General features: G+C 70.7%; 12 protein-coding genes and 3 pseudogenes. 4 read left to right on the top strand and 11 right to left on the bottom strand.

What is annotated here, in order from left to right; translation table 11 throughout:
- Nucleotides 1-76: 76 nt before the first annotated feature.
- Nucleotides 77-442: a hypothetical protein gene (locus PcP3B5_RS16225; RefSeq protein ID WP_009622337.1), complete on the bottom strand. Its 366-nt coding sequence runs from the start codon at nucleotides 440-442 to the stop codon at nucleotides 77-79.
- A 212-nt stretch (nucleotides 443-654) separates the two neighbouring features.
- Between PcP3B5_RS16225 and PcP3B5_RS16220 the strand changes: the two genes are divergently transcribed.
- The gene (locus PcP3B5_RS16220) at nucleotides 655-969 is read left to right on the top strand and encodes an I78 family peptidase inhibitor (RefSeq protein WP_009622335.1); all 315 of its coding nucleotides are present in this window, start codon (nucleotides 655-657) and stop codon (nucleotides 967-969) included.
- An 83-nt stretch (nucleotides 970-1,052) separates the two neighbouring features.
- Here PcP3B5_RS16220 and PcP3B5_RS16215 read toward each other — a convergent pair whose 3' ends face one another.
- Nucleotides 1,053-1,316 (bottom strand): hypothetical protein, encoded by a 264-nt coding sequence (locus PcP3B5_RS16215; RefSeq protein ID WP_009622333.1) that lies wholly within the window; start codon nucleotides 1,314-1,316, stop codon nucleotides 1,053-1,055.
- A gap of 253 nt (nucleotides 1,317-1,569) precedes the next feature.
- The gene (locus PcP3B5_RS16210) at nucleotides 1,570-2,667 is read right to left on the bottom strand and encodes an FUSC family protein (protein ID WP_061561856.1); all 1,098 of its coding nucleotides are present in this window, start codon (nucleotides 2,665-2,667) and stop codon (nucleotides 1,570-1,572) included.
- Between the two features lie 88 nt (nucleotides 2,668-2,755).
- Between PcP3B5_RS16210 and PcP3B5_RS32205 the strand changes: the two are divergent.
- Nucleotides 2,756-2,999 (top strand): annotated as a pseudogene (locus PcP3B5_RS32205) (MHYT domain-containing protein); the annotation flags it as partial.
- On the opposite strand, the gene PcP3B5_RS16200 reads toward PcP3B5_RS32205, so the two are convergent.
- Complete coding sequence (locus PcP3B5_RS16200) at nucleotides 2,959-3,825, bottom strand: LysR family transcriptional regulator (RefSeq protein ID WP_061561854.1); 867 nt, start codon at nucleotides 3,823-3,825, stop codon at nucleotides 2,959-2,961. The pseudogene PcP3B5_RS32205 and the gene PcP3B5_RS16200 sit on opposite strands and share 41 nt — an antisense overlap.
- 113 nt (nucleotides 3,826-3,938) lie before the next feature.
- Here PcP3B5_RS16200 and PcP3B5_RS16195 point away from each other — a divergent pair, with 113 nt between their 5' ends.
- Both PcP3B5_RS16195 and PcP3B5_RS16190 read left to right on the top strand, forming a co-directional pair.
- Nucleotides 3,939-4,394: a nucleoside deaminase gene (locus PcP3B5_RS16195; protein WP_061561853.1), complete on the top strand. Its 456-nt coding sequence runs from the start codon at nucleotides 3,939-3,941 to the stop codon at nucleotides 4,392-4,394.
- The gene (locus tag PcP3B5_RS16190) at nucleotides 4,373-5,605 is read left to right on the top strand and encodes a CynX/NimT family MFS transporter (RefSeq protein ID WP_061563283.1); all 1,233 of its coding nucleotides are present in this window, start codon (nucleotides 4,373-4,375) and stop codon (nucleotides 5,603-5,605) included. The genes PcP3B5_RS16195 and PcP3B5_RS16190 overlap by 22 nt, the downstream gene beginning before the upstream one ends.
- Here PcP3B5_RS16190 and PcP3B5_RS32015 read toward each other — a convergent pair.
- From PcP3B5_RS32015 to PcP3B5_RS16165, 7 genes and pseudogenes are all read right to left on the bottom strand, one after another.
- Complete coding sequence (locus PcP3B5_RS32015; protein WP_009622326.1) at nucleotides 5,581-5,751, bottom strand: hypothetical protein; 171 nt, start codon at nucleotides 5,749-5,751, stop codon at nucleotides 5,581-5,583. The two genes, PcP3B5_RS16190 and PcP3B5_RS32015, sit on opposite strands and share 25 nt — an antisense overlap.
- 508 nt (nucleotides 5,752-6,259) lie before the next feature.
- Nucleotides 6,260-6,853, bottom strand: a pseudogene (locus PcP3B5_RS32610) (methyl-accepting chemotaxis protein); the annotation flags it as partial.
- A 312-nt stretch (nucleotides 6,854-7,165) separates the two neighbouring features.
- Nucleotides 7,166-7,927: pseudogene (locus PcP3B5_RS32605) on the bottom strand (MCP four helix bundle domain-containing protein); the annotation flags it as partial.
- Between the two features lie 151 nt (nucleotides 7,928-8,078).
- On the bottom strand, nucleotides 8,079-9,026 hold the full coding sequence (locus PcP3B5_RS16180; RefSeq protein WP_070065502.1) for an alpha/beta hydrolase family protein: 948 nt from the start codon (nucleotides 9,024-9,026) through the stop codon (nucleotides 8,079-8,081).
- Between the two features lie 594 nt (nucleotides 9,027-9,620).
- Entirely contained in the window at nucleotides 9,621-12,197 is a 2,577-nt protein-coding gene (locus tag PcP3B5_RS32380; protein ID WP_061561852.1) for a LuxR C-terminal-related transcriptional regulator, read from the bottom strand.
- 55 nt (nucleotides 12,198-12,252) lie between these two features.
- Complete coding sequence (locus PcP3B5_RS16170; protein WP_061561851.1) at nucleotides 12,253-13,689, bottom strand: amidase; 1,437 nt, start codon at nucleotides 13,687-13,689, stop codon at nucleotides 12,253-12,255.
- 115 nt (nucleotides 13,690-13,804) lie between these two features.
- On the bottom strand, nucleotides 13,805-15,160 hold the full coding sequence (locus tag PcP3B5_RS16165; RefSeq protein ID WP_061561850.1) for an MFS transporter: 1,356 nt from the start codon (nucleotides 15,158-15,160) through the stop codon (nucleotides 13,805-13,807).
- Between the last annotated feature and the right edge of the window lie 15 nt (nucleotides 15,161-15,175).

The raw sequence follows: 15,175 nt of genomic DNA, 5'->3' as shown, positions 1-15,175 counted from the left end.
AAAACATGCCCCAGAAAAAACGCCGTTCCCTTCAACAGGAAACGGCGCTCTTCCAGACCCAGGCACTACCCATCCATCACCAATGCCGATACCCACGATAGTAACCATGGGGCGGCCCGTAATAACGCGGCCCATAGTATGCCGGCCCGTAGTACACCGGCCGGTAATAGCGCACCGGCGGCGCCACCACCACGGCCACCGGAGGCGGCGGCGGAGCGTAGTACACCGGGGCCGGCGGATAGTAGGCCGCCGGCGGCGGGGCAGGTTGCACGTAGACCGGGGCAGGCGGCGCGGAGGCGCCGGCGACGACAGCGCCACCCACGACGGCGCCGACCACCGCGCCGATGGCCGCCGCATCGGTATTGCTGTTGGCCGATGCCTGCCCGGCCAGGGCGAAGGACGCGCACAACACCAGGGCGAGTTGCGGGATCCGGCGAATCATCTGTCTTACCTCCTGAAATTCCCGGCCTGGGGGCCGGATACTTCTAAGACATTCTGTTCCCGCAAAGTGTAACCGGCGCTGTGTAAATCCTGTGTAAAGGGCGCCGTACGGTCGTTCTGGGGCTGATTCGATGCAGCCGGCAACACAAAAACCGGGCCGGCTGCGGCGCGGCTTGTTATGGTTGCGGTTTTCCCTCAAGCCAAGGAGGCTTTATGCCCTTGAATCGAGCCCTGCCGGCCATGCTGTTCGGCGCCATCCTGCTGGCCGGTTGCAGCAGTGCCGACAAGCCCGCCGAATCCCCGGCCGCCGCCGCGCCCGAAACCGGTCGCTGCAATGCCGGGGCGGTGCAGTCGCTGGTCGGCAAGCCGCTGTCCCAGGCGCTGGTGGAGCAGGCCCGGCGCGACTCCGGCGCGCAGAGCGCACGCGCGCTGCACCCCCATGACGCGGTGACCCTGGAATACAACTCGCAGCGCCTGAACATCAATGTCGACGACAGCGAAATAGTGCGCGGGCTCAACTGCGGTTGAGGCGAAAAACGGCGCCCGGCGTGCAATGCCCGGGCGCGGGGTGACGGGAGCCCGGTGTGGGCTCCCGCACTGGTAGAGCCCGGTCAGCGATTGGCCGGTTTGCGGATGATGCGCAGCGCCTGGGTGGTGTGGTTCACGCAGGACTCGTAGTCGCCGGCGGCGCGGGCCTTCTCGGCCTGGTCGATATGCTCCTGCACCACGTTGACCTTCACGCCCGTGGCGTTCTTGCTGGCCGTGGCGATGAAGTCCTTCAACTGCGTCAGGTTGGCGTCGCAGAGCTTGCTGTCGGCCATGGCCGCCAGCGGCAGGGCAAGGGTGGCGGCGAGGACGAGGGCGATCTTCTTCATGGGGCTGTCTCCTGGATGGGTTCACCATGAACCTGAGGGCGCAGGGCCTTGGCAGGGCGAGCCTGCGGGTCCGTGGATGGCGCTTCACCCGATGCCGATCGGGGCGGTCAGGAATACCTGACGCCTGTTTCGACCTTGCCTTTTGCCGGACGTGTCATTTTTTTCGCGCTACAGCGCATCGCCAGTGCGCTCGGCATAGCGCCGGCGCAATTGGAGCTGTAGTTTCCCGACACCGCAGTGGGCGCCCGAAGACTCACCGCGCCGGCACCCGGTCGCGGCTCTGGATGTTCCAGTGCGCGGCGCTGCCGGCCAGTTGTGCGGAGAGCTGTTCTACCTGCTCGTACAGGCGCAGGGTCAGCCAGTAGAAGCCCTGTACCTCGAAGGAGCCGGCCAGGCTCTGCGGGCGCGGCGGCAGGTGGCCGCTGCCCTGGCATTCCTGGACCAGGCGCGAGGTGCGGCTGAACTTCAGGGCGTGGGCCGATTGCAGCAGCAGGCGGCCGATGGCCTGGCGCATGGGCTCCAGGTCGGCGGGCGGCGGGGCGATGTCGCCGGCCTGGGCGGCGAACTGGCGCGAGGCGAGCAGCGATTCCAGGGTGCCCATGATGGCCCGGTGGGCGCGCTGGATCAGTTCCAGCTCGCGCAGCGGCATGCCGGTTTCCCGCGCCACCGGCGCCAGGTGCGCACGGGAGGCCACCAGGCGCTGGTCCAGTTCCTCCAACTGGCTGGCGAAGTGCTCGGCGCGCAGGTCGGCGCTGCTGCTCAGTTGGCCGAACAGGCGGGCGCAGGCGCGCAGGTTGTCCGACAGCAGGTAGCGCCAGACGTAGACCGCGCGCAGCGGGTAGATCTGCGCGAAGACCAGCGCCAGGGCCACGCCGATCAGCACGTTGAGCATGCGCCAGAGGCCCTCGGTCATGCTGTTGTCGCCATGCCCGGCCACGGTGCACATGGTGATGCCCGCCAGCAGCGCCACGTAGCCGGGGCGGCGGATGGCGTAGAAGGCGGCCACGGCGCCGGCCAGCGACATCAGCAGGTAGACCAGCACGTTGGAGCCGCTGAGGTTGTGCACCAGGATGATCGCCAGGCCCACGGCGGCGCCCAGCAGGGTGCCCAGGATACGGTCGCGGGACTTGCCGCGGATGGTGCCCTGGTGCACCAGCCCGCCCATCACCACCAGCACCGTGACCGAGGCCCAGAGGCCGTGGGGGATGTCGATGCCGGTGGTCAGCAGGATGGAGGCCAGCAACGCCAGGCCGACGCGCACGCAGTGAATCCAGGCGGCGTAGCGGTAGCGCGTGTAGGGGTTGGCCAGGCGGCGCCAGGGCAGGGCCAGGGATTGCAGGATGTTCGCCAAGGGGGTTCCTCGCGGAGTGGACCTGCTCAGCTTAGGTGTTGTGGCCGACGAGCGGCAAACCCGGCGGCGCCCCGGCATGGAAATGCATCTGGTTGAAGGTACCGGCGCTTGGGGCTGTGGCATCGCCGGCATGCGCTACCTGGGCATGTACGCCATGCTCATGCAGCCGGGCATCGACTACGACCCGCTGTTGTTCGGCCTGCCCCTGGTGGTCGCCGGCCGGGCTGGACAGCGGCTGGCTGGCGCTGCTGGTGATCCCCGTGCCCCTGGCCATCCTCGCCATCGCGCTGCTCACCTCCGTGCTCGACGCCTGCCTGGAGGCGCGCACAGCTCGCGCAGTTGCTCGCACAGGCTGCGGCCGGCGCTGGGCAGGTCGGCGCGGGCGTAGAGCGCCAGTTCCAGGCCGGTGATTTCCGCGAAGCCCTCGGCGGCGCCGAGCACGCGGTGCCCCGGCAACCGGCAGCGCTGTGGCAGCAGGCTGACGCCCAGGCCCGCCGCCACCGCCGCCGACAGGCTGGCCAGGGCGGCGCTGCCGTAGGCGATGCGCCAGCGCCGGCCCTGGGCCTCCAGGGCGTGGATCATCTCCTGGCGGTACAGCGCGCCGAGGGGGAAGGCCACCAGCGGCAGCGGCTCGCGGGCGGCCGCCGGGTTGGCGGCGCTGTCCAGCCAGCACAGCGGTTCGGGCCAGCGCGCCAGGCAGTCGCTGTCGGCGCCCCATTGCTTGACCAGGGCCAGGTCCAGCTCGCCGTTGCGGTACTGGCGCAGCAGCTCGTGGCTGAGCCCGCTGGAAACCTCCAGGCGCAGGCGCGGGCGCTGCGTGGCGAAGGCCGCCAGCAGCGGCATCATGCGCTCGCCGGCGAAGTCCTCGGGCATACCCAGGCGCAGCACGCCCTCGCTGTGTTCCTCGCCGAGGGCGGCGCGGGCCTCCTCGCCGAGCTGGAGGATGCGCCGGGCATAGCCCAGCAGGCGCTCGCCGGCCTCGGTGGGCAGCACCTGGCGGCGCCCGCGTTCCAGCAGGCGGCAGCCGAGCTGTTCCTCCAGGCGCAGAATCTGCTGGCTGACGGTGGATTGGGTAAGGTGCAGCCACTCGCCGGCGCGGGTGAAGTTGCCGGCATCCACCACCATGACGAAGCTGCGCAGCAGGGTCGGGTCTAGCATTTGGAAATCCACTGGAAGTCATTTTTCCATTTAATTTCACCATGCAAAGCCAGGCCGGGATAATCCCTTTCGACGAAGGGGCGCCGCACGGGCCCCGCTGAGGAGGACTCCCCATGCAACACCTGGCATTCATGCGCGAAGCCCTGGCCCTGGCGCGGGCCAACGTCGAGGTCGGCGGCCGTCCGTTCGGCGCCGTGCTGGTGCGCGACGGCGAGGTGCTCGCCCGCGCCGCCAACGGCATCCACCTGGACCACGACCCCACCGCCCACGCCGAACTGCTGGCCATGCGCGAGGCCGGCCGCGCCCTGGGCAGCCCGCGCCTGGACGGCTGCGTGATCTACGCCAGCGGCCACCCGTGCCCGATGTGCCTGGCGGCCATGCACCTGAGCGGCGTCAGCGCCGCCTACTATGCCTATTCCAACGCCGACGGCGAGCCCTACGGGCTGTCCACCGCGGCGGTGTACGCGCAGATGGCGCAGCCGCTGGAGTGGCAGTCGCTGCCGCTGCAGCCGCTGCGCCCGGAAGACGAGGAGGGGCTCTACGGGTTCTGGCGGGAGCACCAGGGGTGAGCGGCGACAAGGCGCGGGTCGGCTGGATTGGCCTGCTGGTCATAGTCGCGCTGGGCATCAACCTGCGGCCGATCCTCACCTCCATCGGCCCCTTGCTCGCGGAAATCCGCCAGGCCACCGGGCTGGGCTTCCAGGGCGCGTCGCTGCTGACCGTGCTGCCGGTGCTGTGCATGGGCCTGTTCGCCCTGGCGCTGCCCTGGGTGGGCCCGCGCCTGGGCGAGAGCCGCGGCATGCTCGCCGGGCTGCTGGCCATCGCCGTGGCCTGCGCCTGGCGCCTGCTGCTGGACAGCGGCCTGGCGCTGATCGCCAGCGCGGTGCTGGCCGGCACCGGCGTGGCGATCATCCAGGCCCTGGTGCCGGGGGTGGTCAAGCGCTGGTTCCCGCAGCGGGTGCCGGCGGCCATGGGCCTGTACTCGGCCTCGCTGATGGCCGGCGGCGGTACCGCCGCGGTGCTGGCGCCGGTGCTGGCCGGTGGCTCCGGGCACTGGCAGCTGGGCCTGGGCGCCTGGGTGGCGCTGGCCGTGCTGGGCTTGGCGCTGTGGGCCCTGGTGCGCCCGCGCGAGGCGGCGGTGCCCAGCGTGGCGCGGCGTGGCGAACACTTCTTCGGCAGCCGCCGGGCCTGGCTGCTGTCGCTGTACTTCGGGCTGATCAACGGCGGCTACACCAGCATGGTGGCCTGGCTACCGATGTTCTACCGGCAACTGGGCTGGAGCGCCCAGGGCAGCGGCCAACTGATCGGCCTGATGACCCTCTTCCAGGTACTCGGCGCACTGAGCATGCCGGCCCTGAGCCGTGGCTCGGCGGACCGCCGGCCCTGGCTGTGCCTGTGCCTGCTGATCCAGCTCGGCGGCTTTGCCGGCCTGCTGCTGTCGCCCCTGGGGCTGCCGGCGGCCTGGGTGGCGCTGATCGGCTACGGCCTGGGCGCCTGCTTCGCACTGAGCCTGACGCTGACCCTCGACCACCTGGCCGAACCCGGCCCGGCGGGCAGCCTGGCGGCCTTCGTGCAGGGCATCGGCTTCATCATCACCGGCATCATCCCCTACGTCACCGGCTGGCTGCGCGACGCCACCGGCAGCTTCCAGGCTTCCTGGACGCTGCTGGCATTGTCGGTGCTGCTGATGCTGGGGGTGACCCTGCGCTTCGCCCCGGCCGGCTATGCCCGGGCGATGCACGGCTGGCGCGGCGCTCAGACCGCCGAGGTGGCGAGGTAGATGCGGTAGGTGATGATCGACAGCATGCTCAGCACGCCGACCCACATCAGCAGCACGCCCGCGCCCCGCTCGCGGATGGTGAAGCCGATGCCGAGCATGAACATGCCGAAGATGATGACTGCGAGGGTGACGCCGAAGGAATCCATGGGTGGGCCTTATCCATTGTGTCGTTGGAACAAGTCTAGGCCAGCTGCGGCTCGAAAGGGGTTGATCCGGGGCAAATCCGGCGTCATGGCACCTGGTCTTCTCGTGTAGCCGCGGGCCTTGCCCGCGATTCGCGCGCAGGGCGCGCTCCTACAGATGGGCATACCCCAGGCGCAAGAGTCTTGCCGACCGCGCCGATGCGCTTTTCGTAGGAGCGAGCTTGCTCGCGAACGGACGGTACCGGTGACTTCGGCGTGTTCGGCTGACTCCGCTCCCTCTCCCTAACCCTCTCCCTGAAGGGAGAGGGGACCGTTGGGCAGATGCTGATAGTGCGACGTTAGCCGGCTAGCACAGTGATTACCGGCTGAAACCATTCCTTCTCTCGGCACGGACAAGCCCCCTCTCCCTTCAGGGAGAGGGCTGGGGAGAGGGCGCCCTTGCACCCAACACCGTAGCCACCGGTAAACCCCGTTCGCGAGCAAGCTCGCTCCTACGAAGAACAGGTCGTTTTTACAGGCGGAAGCGCTGCACCAGGCCGCTGAGGTCCACGGCCAGGCGCGACAGTTCGTGGCTGGCGCTGCTGGTCTGCTGCGAACCGGCGGCGCTCTGGTTGGACAGGTCGCGGATGTTGCCCAGGTTGGTCTCGATGTCGCGGGCCATGGCGGCCTGGTGTTCCACCGATTCGGCGATGCGCCGGTTGCGTTCGTCGATGCTGCGCGCGGCCTCGATGATCTGCGCCAGGGCGCGGTCGGCGGCGCTGGCCTGGCCCTGGGTGTGCTCGGCCTGCTCGGCGCTTTGCTGCAGCGCCTCGACGGTGCGCCCGGTGCCTTGCTGGATGGCGCCGATCAGCTGTTCGATCTCGCGGGTGGAGTCGCCGGTGCGCTTGGCCAGCGCGCGCACCTCGTCGGCCACCACCGAGAAGCCGCGCCCGGCCTCGCCGGCGCGGGCTGCCTCGATGGCGGCGTTGAGTGCCAGCAGGTTGGTCTGCTCGGCGACGCTGCGGATCACGTCCAGCACCTTGCTGATGTTCAGCGTCTGCTCGGCCAGGCCCTGGGCCTGCTGCGCCGCGTGGCGCACGCCTTCGCCCAGCTCGCGCAGCGAGCCCAGGGTGGTGGCCAGCTGCCGCTGGCCGTCCAGGGCCTCGTCGTTGGAGCGCCGGGCCACCGCGGCGGTGCTTTGCGCGTGCTCGGCGACGTCGCCCACCGCCGCGCTCATCTGGCTCATGGCGCGGCTGACGTTGTCGATCTCGCCGTGCTGCTGGTGCAGGCCGCGGCTGCCTTCGTCCATCACCATGCTCATCTGCTCGCTGGAGGTGGCCAGCTGTTCGGCGGCCTCGCCGATCTGGCGGATGGTGCCCTGCAGGTTGTCGCGCATGCGCCCCAGGCGCTCCAGCAGCTGCGCCGCCTCGTCGCGGCCGCGGCTGTGCACGCCCTGGCTGAGGTCGCCGCCGGCGATGCGCTCGGCCACCTGCAGCGCCTCGGCCAGCGGCCGCACCAGGCTGCGCGTCAGGCGCCAGGCCAGCAGCAGGGTGACCAGCAGGGCGCCGCCCAGGGCCGCCCAGACGATGCGCAGGGCCTGGGCGTAGGCGCTGGCGGCCGCGCTGGTGGCGCTGTCCGCGGCCTGGCGGTTGAGTTCGCGCAGCAGCTGCACCTGGGTGTCGATGGCTTCGCCCTGCTGGTCGATGTTGGCGATGAGCAGGGTGCGCGCCTCGTCCAGCTTCTGCTGCTCCAGCAGTTGCTGTTCCTCGCGGATGGTCTGGATGAACTGGCCGAAGGCCTGGTGCAGCGCCTCGATGGCGCCGCGCTCGGTGTCGTCGCTGATCAGCGTCTGGTAGGCGCGGAATTCCTGTTCGATGTCCAGGGCCAGTTGCTCGATGATCACCTTGTTGCCGCTGCGCACCATGGGCTCGGGGTTGGCCACCTGCTGCATGGAGCGCACACGCAGCTGGGCGAGGTTGAGGGCGATGCTGTCGGCCAGGGCGATGCTCGGCAGCTGGTCGCTGTCGATGGCCTCGCCCTGGGCGCGGATGGCCGCCATCTGGTACAGGCAATAGGCGCCGACGCCTCCCAGCAGCGCCGCGCTGAAGAGGAAGCAGAGCAGGGTACGCTGGCCGATGCGCAGGCGCCGCAGGGGCTCCCAGCGGGCGAATCGGCCGAGGAGGGCTTGGAGTGTCTTCATCACGGGCTACCACGGACTGCTGTGATGCTCTGGCGAGCGGGTTTCGGACGCGCAGAGCATATGAAAGCCATGTGACAGTCTTGTGTAATGGCCAAGGGATATCACAGCCTTCGGTCGGGCAGTGCCTTGATTTGCCTGGGGAATTTCGCTGTCAGGCGGGCGTCGGATGGCGCCGGGCCGGGTGCACCAGGTAGGCGGCGAGGCTGTCGTCCAGTTCGCCGTCGCGCAGCCAGCGCAGGGCGATGGGCCAGAGGCTGTCCCGGAAGCGGCTGTGGAAGAAGGCGAAGTGGCCGATGCTGGCGAAGCCCATGGCCCGGGGCGGCAGGCGCAGGTGCAGGCAGCGGCTGTTGCGGTAGTAGTCGAGCAGGCGCTGGATGGCCGGGCCGGTGCCGAATTCGTCGTCGGTCACGCTCAGGGCCAGGGTGTCGCCGCGCAGCCCGGCGAAGCCTTCGGCCAGGCGCCTGCGTTCTTCCGCCGACATGGCCCGCGGGCCGCGCCGGTAGGCGTCCTCGAAGCGCGGGGCGCGGTGCGTCCAGTCGCGCACCACGCCGTGGGGCGTGTCTTCCATCCAGCCCAGGCGCTTGGCCGGGAAGTAGCCGAACAGGCCGCTGAGCACCGGCATCGCCAGGTGCCACTTGAGCAGCATGCGCAGGCGCCGCTGCGGGTGGTAGTCGCGCCAGTGGGCGAACTGCGCGCCCATGCTGAACACGCGCTGGATGAGGTGGTTGGAAGGGGCCAGGCCGACGAGGAAGCCGCCGACGCTGTGCGCCACCACCTGGATGGGTTGCTGCGGGGCGTTGGCGTCGGCCCATTGCAGGGCGCCTTCGAAGTCCAGGCGGCCCCAGTCCAGCCAGCTTGCGGAAAAGCCGCGCAGCGAGGCCGGGCGCGAGCCGCCGATGCCGCGGTAGTCGTAGCAGAGCACGTCGAAGCCCTGGCCGTGCAGGTAGTCGGCGAAGCGTGCGTAGTAGTCGCTGCGCACCGAGGTGGCCGGGTTGACGATCACCAGCGGGCGCGGCTGCGCCGCCGCTTCGGCATGGCGCCAGAGGCGGCCCCGGAGCGGGTAGCCGTCGGTGGCGTCGAAGGTCAGTGGCTGGCCCATGGCGTTCTCTTTTCCCGTTGCGCAGCAGGCACTCTAGCGCCGGGCGATGGGGCGCTACCAGTACAGTTGCGGGAAAAAAAGCCGCCGCACCCATCCCGGGTGCGACCGGGGTTGGGGCGGCGGAGGCTGCAGATCGGCAGCGGGGCGATTGGCCTCGCTGATCCGGTTGATAGTGTGTGCCGGGGCGGGGTTGGGGGGTAGGTTCAGGTGGGGTGGGAAAAAGCGGTGCAGAGGGTGGCTCGCTCCTACGAGAGGCCGTGCCTGGCTGTGCCGTAGGGGTAACTGTTTATTGGGTTCCCGCGAATGCGGGAACCCAGAAACTGCGGACTTTGTCCGCGATGGAGTTTGTCGGTGGCTGCGGTGTTGGGTTTAAGAGCGCCCTCTCCCTAACCCTCTCCCTGAAGGGAGAGGGGACCGTTCGGTGTGCGTTGGTGTTTCGGCGTTAGCCGGCTGGCACAGAGATTACTGGCTGAAACCATTCCTTCTCTCGGCACGGTCTAGCTCCCTCTCCCTTCAGGGAGAGGGTTGGGGAGAGGGAGCGGACTAACCCCAGTGCGCCGATCCCCCAGGAAAAAACACCCACCAAGCCCCCCATCAAGCCAACAACCCACTCGCCTTGGCCCTTGCCACCGCCTGGGTGCGTCTTTCCACTTCCAGCTTGATGTTGATGCGCCGGGCGTGGGTTTTCACCGTGTGCAGCGAGATTTCCAGCTGCTCGGCGATTTCCTGGTTGGAGCAGCCCTGGGCGATCAGTTCCAGCACTTCCAGTTCGCGCTGGCTGAGCATTTCCGTCGGCGCCGGGGCGGTGGTCGCTGTGGGCTGGGCCTGGGGGGCCGTGGGCAGTTGCGCCAGCAGTTGCCGCGACCAACTGGCGTCCTTGCGTTGCAGCCTTGCCAGGGGGCGCAGCAGGGACAGCCGGCGGCAGTCCTGCAGGGCTTCGCGCAGGTGTTCCTCGGCGGCGGCCGGGTCCAGGCCGTGCAGGGCCTCGGCCAGGCGCAGCTGGCTTTCGCAGGCCAGGCTGCGCAGGCCCAGGCGCTGGCAGTCGCGTTGCAGGGCCAGCAGTTCCTGGCTGGCGCGGGTGGTTTCGCCCAGCTCGCCATGGGCCTGGGCCAGCAGCAGGCGCACGCGGTACTGCAGGTCGTAGAAGCCGGTGGGCGCCAGCAGCGGGTTGAGGCGCAGCTCGGCGAGCACGCCGAACAGCTCGTCGCGGGCCTTGGCCGGTTCGCCGCTGGCCAGCCACAGCCGGGCGCGGGCCAGGCGCAGCACTTCGCGGTAGCGGATCTCGGGGATGCACAGGCGCTGCATGCGCCGCTCGGCGGCCAGCAGCAGCTGGTGGGCGCGCTCCACCTCGCCGCGCTCGCAGGTCAGGCTGATCAGCGCGTGGTAGGCGTAGAGCAGGTAGGCGTCCTGGCATTCCTCGGCCTCGCGCAGGCCCTGCTGGAGCGCGGCTTCGGCGGCGACGTCCTCGCCGCGCAGGGTCAGCAGTTCGCCGCGCAGCACGTGCAGGCGGGCGCTCATGGGGCCGCCGTGGGTGCCCTTGCGCAGTTCGGCGAGCATCTGCTCGGCGTAGTCCAGGGCGTGGTGGTGCTCGCCGGAAAGGGCCAGCAGGTGGATGTGTTCGACGCTGAGCAGGGCCTCGAAGCACAGGCTGGCGTGCCGCCGCGACAGGCGCAGGCCGGCCTGGCAGTGCTGCCGCGCGACGATCAGGTCGCCCTCGACCATGGCCTGCTGGGCCAGGGCCTGGTGGCAGAGGATGTGCTGGCCCCAGTAGTGTTCCTCCAGGTGTTCCAGGGCGTCGCTGCAGTTGCGCCGCGCATCGGGCAGGGCGAACTGGCGTTGCAGCACGCCGAGGATGGACTGGTAGTGCGCCAGGCTGAGCCGCTGGCGGTGGGCGTCCGGCCGCGGCAGGAAGCGCGCCAGCGCCTGCAGGCAGTCCATGGCCTCGTCCAGGCGGGCGCAGATGATCAGCGCCCAGGTCTCCAGGAGGATCAGCTTGGGGCTGGACTGCAGCAGGCCGGCGGGCAGTTCGTCGCGCCAGCGCAGCAGTTGCACGGCGCTGTGCTCGACCATCATCTGGTCGCTGTTGGCGTCCTGCAGCAAGGCCACGGCGCGTTCGATGGAGCCGGCGGCCAGGGCCAGCTGGGTGGCCTGGCGCAGGTCGCCGTGCTCGGCGAACCACTGGCTGGCTTCCAGCAGGGCGACGGTGGGCGGCGCGTCGTCCTGTTCCTGGCGCAGCAGCTCGGCGAGCGGCGGCCAGACGGCGAACCAGCCCGAGTTCTCGTCCAGGCGCCGGAGCAGCTGCAACTGGCCCAGTTGGGCGAAGGCCGCCTCGCCGACCGAGCCCAGGTGCCGGCACAGGCCGGCCTTGAAGCGGGGCAGGTGGCTGAGCACGCGCAAGGCGCCGCGCAGCTGCGCCGGCAGCGGGGCGAGCACCTCGCGGCGCAGGTAGTCGTGCAGCAGGCCGCCGCCGGCCTCGGGCCAGCGCATGCGGCCCTGCAGGGCGAGCAGGCCGAGCAGCGCCGGCCAGCCGGCGCTGTGGCTCAGCAGGTCGACGCTGTCGCCGTCGCTCGCCTCGGCCTGCTGCTTGCGCAGCAGGTGCTCCAGTTCGTCATGGTCCAGGGCCAGGTCGCTGGCATCCAGCTCCAGCAGCTCGCCCTGCAGCAGCAGGCGCGGCAGGTTCCAGTCCGGGCGGCGGCGCGAGCCGATCCACCAGCGGATGTCGCTGGCGCTGGTCTCCAGCAGGCGGGCCACGCAGGCGTCCAGCTGCGCATCGCCCTGCCGCGGGTAGTCGTCGAGCACGATCCACAGCGGTTGCGCGCTGCCCTCCAGCAGGCGCTGCAGGTCTTCCTGCCAGTTCCGCGCGCTGGGGTCCAGGTCCAGCACTATGGCCAGGCGGCTGAGGAAGTCGCCCTCCTGCAGCGGCCGGCCGCGCAGGTCCAGCCAGGCGACGCGGCCGCGCGGGCCGGCCTGGCGCGCGCATTCGTTGAGCAGCACGCTCTTGCCGAAGCCGGCGGGGGCGTGCAGCAGGCTCACCCGCTGGCGTCCGCCGAGCAGGCGTTGCAGCAGGCGCGGCCGCGCCACGTGGCGGGCCGGCAGCAGCGGCAGCGCGCCACTGAGGGGGCGTGGGGCGGGACGGCTGGCGATGGCGTGGAGGTTGGGGTGCGAATTCATCTGCGGAACTCCTGGCCCCGGGCTGCCGGGGCGCTGATGCGGATGTGCTGCCGGCTCAGCCGCGCAGCGGCGGCAGGCGCGAGGCCCAGGGACGGGCGCGTTCGAGCTCGGCGGCGAGACGGAACAGGGTGCCCTCGTCGCCCAGGCGCGCGGCGAACTGCACGCCGATGGGCGTGCCGCCGGCGGTCCAGTGCAGCGGCACGCTCATGGCCGGCTGGCCGGTGGCGTTGTACACGGAGGTGAAGGCGGCGAAGGGGCCCGAGCGGGCGAAGAAGGCCTCGATGGACTCGCCCTCGCGGAAGGCCAGCTCGCCGATGGCGCTCGGCGGGCAGGCCATGGTCGGGCTGAGGATCAGGTCGTAGCGCTCGTGGAAGGCGGCGATCTCCCGCGCCATGCGTTGCAGGGTGCGCTGGGCCAGCACGTAGTCGGTGGCGCTGACCTGGCCGGCCAGGCCGACCACCGCACGGGTCAGCGGCTCGATGTCGTGCTCGCCGGCCTGGCGGCCCACCTGTCGCTCCAGGCTGCGCAGGTGCAGCGCCGCGGACACCACGAAGAGCCGGGCGAAGGCCTGGCCGACGGCGGGCATGTCGCCCACCGTCGGCGCCTCGTCGGTGACCTCGTGGCCCAGGCCACGGCAGAGCAGGGCGGCCGACTCCAGCGCGGCGAGGCAGTCGGGGTGCACGTCGATGCCGGTGAGCGGGGTGCGCAGCAGGCCGATGCGCAGGCGGCGGTGCGGCGCATCGACTTCCTGCAGGTAGGGGCGGGCCTTGGACGGGGCCACGTAGGGCGCGCCATAGTCCGGCGCCGAGGTGGCGTCGAGCAGGGCGGCGCTGTCGCGCACCGAGATCGAGCAGCAGTGCTCGGCGGGCAGGCCGCCGGTGCCTTCGCCGACCTTGGGGCCGGCCGGGTTGCGCCCGCGGCTGGGCTTCAGGCCGAACACCCCGCAGGCCGAGGCGGGAATGCGGATGGAGCCGCCGATGTCGCTGGCGTGGGCCATGGGCACCAGGCGCGCGGCCACCGCGGCGGCGGCCCCGCCGCTGGAGCCGCCGGCGGAGAGGCCGAGGTTCCAGGGGTTGAGGCAGGGGCCGAAGGCCGCCGGCTCGGTGGTGGGGGTGATGCCGAATTCCGGGGTGTTGCTGCGCCCGACGGTGATCAGCCCGGCGCCGCGGTAGCGGCGCACCAGCTCGGTGTCGTGATCGGCACGGTTGCCCAGGCCCAGGCGGCTGCCGTAGGACAGCGGCTGGCCGCTCTCGGCGCCGCCGGCCAGGTCCTTGAGCAGGAAGGGCACGCCGCGGAAGGGGCCGCCGGGCAGCGGGCCGCGGGCGCGCTCGCGGGCCAGTTCGAACTGGCGCCAGATCACCGAGTTGAGCGCCGGGTCGTGCGCTTCGATGCGGGCGATGGCGGCGTCCACCAGTTCCAGCGGGGTGACTTCGCCGCGGTAGACCAGTTGGGCCTGGGCGGTGGCGTCGAGCAGGTGCAGCGAATCGTTCATGCGGGGGCTCCTGTACGGGCGGCGCCGCGGAATGGGTCACGGGCATGCCTGTAGCGTAGGGCGAAGCAGGCGGGTGCGTGGATCGGCGATGACATGTCTGTTCCTCGGGGCCGGTTCAGGCCGGCTGCTGCGGCGCCGCCAGGGCCTTGCGCATGCCCAGGGCCATGGCCAGGGCGGCGATCACGAACAGCGCGCAGAGCAGGTAGATGGCATCGTCCAGGCTGCCGGTGCGGGTCTTGATGGCGCCGACCACGGCCGGGCTGATGCCGGCGACGCTGGCCAGGGTGTTGACCAGGGCGATGCCGACGGCGGCGCGTTCGCGCGCCAGGTAGCGGGTGACCATGGCCCAGAACACCGGGGTGGCCGCCACCAGGGCCGAGCCGCCGGTGCTGATGGCGACCAGCGTCCAGGCCAGGCTGCCGTTGCCGATGGCCCAGGCCTGCAGGAGGAAGCCGGCGGCGGCGACGACGAAGGCCCAGGCCCAGTGCAGGCGCTGTTCGTCGCGGCGGTCGGAGCGGCGGCCGTACCAGAACATGGCGAACAGGGCGAAGACGTTCGGGATGACCGCGTAGAGGCCGACCAGCTGCAGGTCGGCCACGCCCAGCTCGCGGATGATGGTCGGCGTCCAGAAGGCCAGGAAGTAGCCGGCGCAGCCGGAGACGAAGGCGCCGAAGGCCAGCAGGTAGACCCGTGGGTCGCGCAGCGCCGCGGCCAGCGCGCCCTTGCCGTGGCCGCCGCCGTCGACGTCGGCGCCGGTGGTGCCCTGCACGCCCTGGCGCACCAGTTCGCGCTCGTCCGGGGTCAGCCACTTGGCGTCCTGCGGGCCGTTGGGCAGCAGCCACAGCACCAGCAGGCCGAGCAGCACCGTGGGCATGCCCTCGATGAAGAACATCCACTGCCAGCCTTCCCAGCCATGGGCGCCGTGCAGGTTCTTCAGGATCCAGCCCGACACCGGGCTGGTGATGAAGGCCGCGGCCACCTGGGCCATGCAGAAGAACGCCAGCACCCGGGCGCGGCGCTGCGGCGGGTACCAGAAGGTGAGGTAGAGGACGATGCCGGGGAAGAAGCCGGCCTCGAACACCCCGAGCAGGAAGCGCACCACGTAGAACTGGGTGGGCGTGGTGACCAGCAGGGTGGCGCTGGAGGCCAGGCCCCAGAGCAGCATGATGCGCATGATGGTCAGGCGCGCGCCGATGCGCTGCAGAAGCATGTTGCTGGGCACTTCGAAGAGCACGTAGCCGACGAAGAACATGGCCGCGCCGAGGCCGTAGACGGCGTCGCTGAAGCCCAGCGAGGTCTTCATCTGCAACTGGGCGAAGCCGATGTTGGCGCGGTCGATGAAGTTCAGCAGGTAGCAGATGAACAGGAAGGGAATGAGGCGGCGGGTGATCTTGCCGTAGACGGCTTCGGCGTCGCCCTGGGGCGCCAGGGCGGCCTGTGCCGCGGCGGGGGCGCTGATGACTGTGGACATGCGAGGCTCCGGGGT

It is taken from the genome of Pseudomonas citronellolis (assembly GCF_001586155.1).
GTDB lineage: Bacteria > Pseudomonadota > Gammaproteobacteria > Pseudomonadales > Pseudomonadaceae > Pseudomonas > Pseudomonas citronellolis.
The sequence above is the reverse complement of the archived record's forward strand: the minus strand, read 5'-3'. Positions and strand labels throughout refer to the sequence as shown.

Coding starts and splice junctions, on each gene's coding strand:
- PcP3B5_RS16225 (WP_009622337.1), bottom strand. CDS start 442: ATGATTCGCCGGATCCCGCAACTCGCCCTGGTGTTGTGCGCGTCCTTC.
- PcP3B5_RS16220 (WP_009622335.1), top strand. CDS start 655: ATGCCCTTGAATCGAGCCCTGCCGGCCATGCTGTTCGGCGCCATCCTG.
- PcP3B5_RS16215 (WP_009622333.1), bottom strand. CDS start 1,316: ATGAAGAAGATCGCCCTCGTCCTCGCCGCCACCCTTGCCCTGCCGCTG.
- PcP3B5_RS16200 (WP_061561854.1), bottom strand. CDS start 3,825: ATGCTAGACCCGACCCTGCTGCGCAGCTTCGTCATGGTGGTGGATGCC.
- PcP3B5_RS16195 (WP_061561853.1), top strand. CDS start 3,939: ATGCAACACCTGGCATTCATGCGCGAAGCCCTGGCCCTGGCGCGGGCC.
- PcP3B5_RS32015 (WP_009622326.1), bottom strand. CDS start 5,751: ATGGATTCCTTCGGCGTCACCCTCGCAGTCATCATCTTCGGCATGTTC.
- PcP3B5_RS16180 (WP_070065502.1), bottom strand. CDS start 9,026: ATGGGCCAGCCACTGACCTTCGACGCCACCGACGGCTACCCGCTCCGG.
- PcP3B5_RS32380 (WP_061561852.1), bottom strand. CDS start 12,197: ATGAATTCGCACCCCAACCTCCACGCCATCGCCAGCCGTCCCGCCCCA.
- PcP3B5_RS16170 (WP_061561851.1), bottom strand. CDS start 13,689: ATGAACGATTCGCTGCACCTGCTCGACGCCACCGCCCAGGCCCAACTG.
- PcP3B5_RS16165 (WP_061561850.1), bottom strand. CDS start 15,160: ATGTCCACAGTCATCAGCGCCCCCGCCGCGGCACAGGCCGCCCTGGCG.